This is a genomic window from Romboutsia sp. (genome assembly GCF_035470145.1).
In the GTDB taxonomy this organism is placed as follows: Bacteria; Bacillota; Clostridia; order Peptostreptococcales; family Peptostreptococcaceae; genus Romboutsia_D.
The window spans coordinates 1-6,262 of sequence record NZ_DATIRC010000417.1; the positions used below are offsets into that span (position 1 = coordinate 1).

6 protein-coding genes are annotated in these 6,262 nt (G+C 24.1%); all 6 read right to left on the reverse strand.

Going from position 1 to position 6,262, the window contains the following annotated elements:
- A partial coding sequence (locus VLM92_RS16420) for a PEP/pyruvate-binding domain-containing protein (RefSeq protein WP_325277400.1) occupies positions 1-2,449 on the reverse strand: 2,449 nt, incomplete at its 3' end.
- A gap of 151 nt (positions 2,450-2,600) precedes the next feature.
- Positions 2,601-4,694: an MASE3 domain-containing sensor histidine kinase gene (locus VLM92_RS16425; protein WP_325277401.1), complete on the reverse strand. Its 2,094-nt coding sequence runs from the start codon at positions 4,692-4,694 to the stop codon at positions 2,601-2,603.
- A 148-nt stretch (positions 4,695-4,842) separates the two neighbouring features.
- On the reverse strand, positions 4,843-5,034 hold the full coding sequence (locus tag VLM92_RS16430) for a DUF1450 domain-containing protein (protein WP_325277402.1): 192 nt from the start codon (positions 5,032-5,034) through the stop codon (positions 4,843-4,845).
- A gap of 220 nt (positions 5,035-5,254) precedes the next feature.
- Positions 5,255-5,524 carry a hypothetical protein gene (locus VLM92_RS16435; RefSeq protein ID WP_325277403.1) on the reverse strand — a complete coding sequence of 90 codons (270 nt, stop codon included), beginning with the start codon at positions 5,522-5,524 and terminating at the stop codon, positions 5,255-5,257.
- A 140-nt stretch (positions 5,525-5,664) separates the two neighbouring features.
- Positions 5,665-5,871, reverse strand: a complete 207-nt coding sequence (locus tag VLM92_RS16440) for a hypothetical protein (protein WP_325277404.1) — start codon at positions 5,869-5,871, stop codon at positions 5,665-5,667.
- A gap of 187 nt (positions 5,872-6,058) precedes the next feature.
- The coding region (locus tag VLM92_RS16445; RefSeq protein ID WP_325277405.1) for a hypothetical protein at positions 6,059-6,262 on the reverse strand (204 nt) is incomplete at its 5' end.

Here is a 6,262-nt window from a genome sequence, read left to right on the forward strand (position 1 = left end):
CATTTATAAAAAGTGGTGTCCAACCTGGATCTGTAAATTTTGTAACAAGTATTTCTCCTTTTTTAAGATTATCATCTGTAGGATTTAATATTACTCTTGCATATCCTTCATAAATTCCACAAGAAACAGATGTTGCAACCAGCGCATCTTTTGGTATATCGCCTTTATTATAATTACCTTTGAAAATTTCTCCATCACTATTAATAACTCTTGGAGGTGTTAATTTTTCATAAAGTTCATAAGCTTCTTTTCTACTATCTATAACTTTTTTATAATTTTTTTTATTTAATAATATATCTTTTATTTCGTCTATTGTTAAATAATAAATATCTTCTTTTGAATCTAATAACATCTTTTCCTCTAAATGCTCACCTACTTCTTTAAATACATTTCTAAATATATTAAAAATCTTCATAAGCGCATATTTACCATGTTCTCTCATTGATAAAAAACATCTTATATTTTTTATATAATTTTGAGCTTTATCTAAATCTCTTTTATTTCCTTTTTCCTTTAGAGTTTTTAAAATTTTATTTTCACTTATTATAGACTCTGCTATTAGCTTATTATAATTTTCTCTATGTTCCTTTTCTTTTAATGTTTTTATATTATTTAATACACTTATGCTTATTGGTGTAAAATCTTCAATATATCTTTCATTAGTAAAATCTATTTCTTTAATACCTCTCATACCATATATACTCAAGAATTTTTCAAAAATTTTTCTTACATTGTCTTCACTTTGTTGAATTATTTTTTTATGAGCATTTTTAGGATTTGTTTCTAATATTTTTATTAAATAAGTATCATTTCTTATTGAGTCAGATAAATCCCCTACCATTAGCCCCATTTCTGTAGTTATGTTTCCTTCTATTCCGCTTACAACTTTTTCGCACAAATTTGTATCTATATTATTTTTCTCTAAAAGAGGTAATAACTTCTTATAGCTTATTATTCCTGGTGCAATATATGGCATTATGTTTTGTAACACAGATGGAAACATACTTGGTCCTATCTCTTGAATTTTTTTAATTTTTTCTATTAAACTTTCACTTTTATTTATCTCATTGTCTATATCAACTGTAAAGTGTTTTATAAATTTTTTTACTATAGCTTGGCTATCTGGTTTAATATTTTCTTTATAATTTTTTCTACTTGTTTTTATTACTGGTAACACTACATTTTTTACTTGTTTGATTACTTTTGTTGAAGGTAATTTTTTGCTTATGCTATATTTATCAACATAATTTTTTAAAGCATCTGCCATTAAAAAATCTACATTAGGTATTAATTTCTCTATTATTTTATTTCTTATTGGAAGCTTAATTACTGGTGTTATATCAATATATATCCTTCCTCCTGCGTCTTGTACTGATACAAAAGGTAGTATGTTTTTGAACAAATCTATTCCTAAAGGTCTTATAGGATCTGTCATTACTTGAATATGGTTAAATGATATATAAATTCTTTCTTCATTATCTATTTTATTTATTTTTGGATATAGAGAAGTTATAGGTCTGCTTTGTAATATATAAATCTTGCCCTCTTCGTTAATTGCCCATTCAATATCTTGAGGAGAGTTGTAATAAGTTTCTATATCTTTTGCCATATTAGATAATTGCTTTATTTCATTATCTGATAATACTTGTGTAGTTTTTTGATTTTCATCTAAGATAACTTGTTGTGTACCTCCACCCTTATTCCTATAAATTGCTATTTCTTTTTTATTTACCTCTTTATAAATAATTTTATTTTCTACTTTATGATACTTATATAAATCTGGTGTTATAAGTCCACTTACCAAAGCTTCCCCTAATCCAAATCCTGCATCAATTGTAATGTTATTATAACTATTAGTTAATGGATCTGCACTAAACATAATTCCAGACTTTTTAGCATCTATCATTTCTTGTATAACTACACATATAGATACATCTTCTTCTTTTATTTTATTTTTCTTTCTATAAATTACTGCACGTTGTGTGTAAAGAGATGCCCAGCATTTTTTTATATTTTCTTTTATACAATTTATACCTTGTGTATTTAAATATGTATCTTGCTGTCCTGCAAAGGACATATTTTCTAAATCTTCTGCTGTTGCACTTGAACGAACTGCATAGAATTTTTCTTTCCCTATTTTATTTAATGCTATGTTTATTTCATTTTCTAAATTTTCATCAATAAGTTTAGAGGTTATTAGTTTTCTTATCTTGAAACATAGTTTATCTATGTTATTTAAGTCATCAAAGTTTGTATTTTCTAAGTCTATAAATACATTTTCATTTTTTATATTTTTGATAAATTCACTAAAAGCTAAAGTTGTTATACAAAATCCATTTGGTACAGGAAATTTATTTTGAATCATTTTTCCTAAGTTGTATCCTTTGCCTCCTACTAAATTAAAACTGTCTTCTTTTATTTCATCAATGTACAAAATACTTTTAAACATTTAATTCACCTCTTACTTATATATTAATTAGTTCATTTAACTATATTATATAATAAAAATACCTTAGAAGAGATTCTCTTCTAAGGTATAAACGCCCCTGTATTATAACTTTATATAGTATTGTATTGTATCAAGTTTTTTTAAAACCATTCTACAAATATATATCTGAGAATTCAATATTTATTTTTTCAATTATATTACTTTGAAAAATTTCATCATTATTTTTAACACAATGTTGAGATACTGCAAATATAGGTAATTCAATAATAAATTCACTACCTACACCTTCTTTACTTTTTAGTGTTATAGTTCCTTTATGTAGCTCAACTAAAGACTTTACAAGAGATAAACCAATTCCACTTCCTTCTGTATTTCTTGTAAAAGACTTGTCAACTTGTTTAAATTTTTCAAAAATAAAACTCTGTTGTTCAGCAGAAATGCCTATACCATCGTCTTTTACACATATAATTATGCTATTTCCTTTATCGAAAATATTAATATTTATAGTACCATTTTCACGCCTAAACTTAACAGCATTAGAAATTAGATTAAGAATTATTCTCTCAATAGCATCTAAATCAAAGTTTAAATATTTTTCTTCTACGTCTGTATCAAATATCAAAGTCATATCGTGTAACTCTATGTAATTAGAAACAGATAAACCAATATTTTCTACTACTGATACTATGTTATTACATGTTAGGTTTAATTTTAAAAATCCATCATCTATTTTAGTAGAATCAATTATATTATTAACTAGTCTTAAAAGTCTACAACAATTCTGCTTTATTATTGCATTGTATTTTTTTGTAAATTCATCCTTAGAATTTAGCTCTAATACTTGAAGCGCACTATAAATTACATTTATTGGGGTTCTAATTTCATGTGATAAATTAGCAAAAAACTCTGTTTTAAGCTTTTCATTTTCTTTAGCTTCATTTAATAATTTTATAGCTTTCTCAGCTTTTTTTCTTTCCAAATTATCATAAATCACACTCAAATAATAATTATCTTCTTTTGGTTCTAAGCAAGTACTTTTAAATTCAGCATCTTTTATTTTTCCATCAAGTGAAATCAATTTATATTCTCCAAAATTAACAGTAGGTGTAATACCATTTTTTTGATCTTCTAGCTTTTTAGTCAAATCATCTAAGTAATCTCCATGAGTCAATTCAAAAGGAGTTTTTCCTAATAATTGTTGTTTATCTTTTGCTCCGAATAGTTTAACAGCAGCTGCATTTGCATATACAATTTTGTAATTATGTCTAAAAATAACTGCATCTGGTAAAAACTCTATAAGCTTTTTATAATTATTTTTACTAACCTTAAGTTCTTCATTAATTTTTTCAACTTTAAGTTTTTCTTCATTTAATTTAGAAATAGTTTTTTCTAATTCTATAGTTTTCAATTCAAGTTCTATATTTTTATTATTTAAATCATTGAAAAGAGCATTTAAAGGATTTTTTATTACATTTTCAACTAAAGCTTTGTACAAAAAGTAATAGCATATAAATTTTAAGATGTGGATTAATACATTAAAGTCATTGTAAATTGAGTTATTAACAACGAACATATATCTTACTAGCATTGATAATATTAAGTATGCACTCATGTAAAATACTGTTGTTTTACTAAAATGCTTTTTATTTTTAACAAAAAGTATAGTAGCTAATAACATACATAAAATCGACATGTACTCACATTGAACGTAAAATTTAGTATTACCTAAACCAGTAATAAAGCATGTAGGAAAATAGTTTGTAAAAAAAATTATGTACAATAAAAACAAAGAAAGAAATATATAAAAATAACCTACTACATCTTTGTTAAAATTTTTATATAAAAAAATAAAAGATATTAATATTGATAATACTTCTACAAGTCTAAATGCTGTACTTAATTGTAATGATATATTTATTGATTCTTTCCCGTTATATATAATATCTATGTAAGTAACACCATGTAGAAAATTAAAAAGAGAAACAAATCCAAATACAATACCTAAAAAAAGAAAATAATTATTTTTTGACATTTTATAAGAATTAATAACAGTAATAACAAGACTAAAACATATAGCTGTATCTAATGTTTCAATAATACTATGAGATAATAGATAATTTACTTTTCTTATGTAGAAAATAAATGGTAAACAAAGTATAAAAACAATATATTTGTAAATATTATATTTACTTAGCATATCTTTAAAATCAAAGTATTTTGAGAATTTTCTACAAACATCTTCCATATCGCACCTCACAAGTATTGTTTTTAATTTAATGTAATATTTTATATTATTCTGTAATATTTTTAAAATTCCTTCTTACTGTGTTTGGTTTATTTTGTATAAACTTACATATAAAAATGACCTATAAATTTATAGGTCACTTTATCACTTACTTTTTACATAATTTAAATAACTCTTCTTCACTTTGCTTTATTACAAGTTCTTTATCTATTTTTGCGACTGCTTCTTTAGAAAATGATCTACAAGCACCTATACATCCTGTTTTAACATTTTCTTCTCCAGCTATTTCTTTTAATTTATTTACATCAACATTTGAACAATATGGGCATACTCTTATCATATTTACGTCCTCCTCTTAAGTTTTTATCTAATATGGTTATACCCTCTTGTATTTTTATTTAAACATTTATGAAACAAAGTTTTGATACCTTTATGTCTGTACATAAAAATATTAATCTAATTTCTTGAACATCTTACTCTTGAATTAATTACAGTTATTTAATTTTAATGTATCTATTATTACTGTTCACTATAAGATATGTTTTTTGGAACATTACTATTTATTTAAGAAATTGTTCTAAAACAAAAGAGGATACTATAATTATACTTGATATCCAGTATGCTAGATTTACAGCTATATTTCTATTTTCTGATTTACACCTTAAAATACAAGAAATTGCAAATATAATTCCTAAAATGCCTTTAATTGTATATGTCCCCCCTATAGCTATAGAGATTATCGTTGCTAAAGTTGCAACAAAAATTAAAATATAATAAATCATAATTGTCAATGCTAACTCCACCACCTTTTTTATATCAATGCTTAACAATTGTTAATTTAATTGTATCAGAATTAATGCTTAATAGTTGTCCATTAAAACAGATGTTTATTTGAGCACAATAAAAGCATCTACCTAGTAAGTGCTTAAGTTAGCTTTATCTTTTTTGTATTTGTTATTTTTAAATTTATCTATTTTTTTCTACCTATGTATCCTAATAAACCATTAATTATAGTTAAAAGCATCGTACAATAGAGATATATTTGAACCAGTCTTGTTAATGTTGGTTGTAATGATTCATTAGTTCTTCCTATGGTAATAACTACAGTAAAAATAACCAGTCCTAATATAATAAAAGTTAGACTTATTATTTTTATTATTTTATTTAATTTTTCCATAATATAGTTACCCCCCCACAAATTTCTATTCATCTATATTATATCAAAACTTATAGATTAACAAAATGTACACTAAAACAGATGTTTTTTTGAACATAACAAAAACCACCTATATTTTATTAAGTGCTTAAAGAATTATGAATTATTTGTATATATTTTAAGATTTGGCTATATTAGATAAATATTTTTACTCCCATTTATTATCATCAGAAATCCATTTGTTTTCCTTTAAATTGAAAGATTTGTCATCATCATGAAAAACAAAATATGATGGTAGTTTGAAATTTTGCCCACCCGCTTTTATCCAACAGTTATAAAACCAATTTGTAAATACCCGTTGTTCTTTATCGTAGATTTCATCTTCATTTTCCTCATAAAAATCTAAAAACTC

Excerpts from the sequence above, each read along its gene's own strand:
- VLM92_RS16430 (WP_325277402.1), bottom strand. The coding sequence starts at position 5,034 with ATGATAAGAGTATGCCCATATTGTTCAAATGTTGATGTAAATAAATTA.
- VLM92_RS16440 (WP_325277404.1), bottom strand. The coding sequence starts at position 5,871 with ATGGAAAAATTAAATAAAATAATAAAAATAATAAGTCTAACTTTTATT.
- VLM92_RS16425 (WP_325277401.1), bottom strand. The coding sequence starts at position 4,694 with ATGGAAGATGTTTGTAGAAAATTCTCAAAATACTTTGATTTTAAAGAT.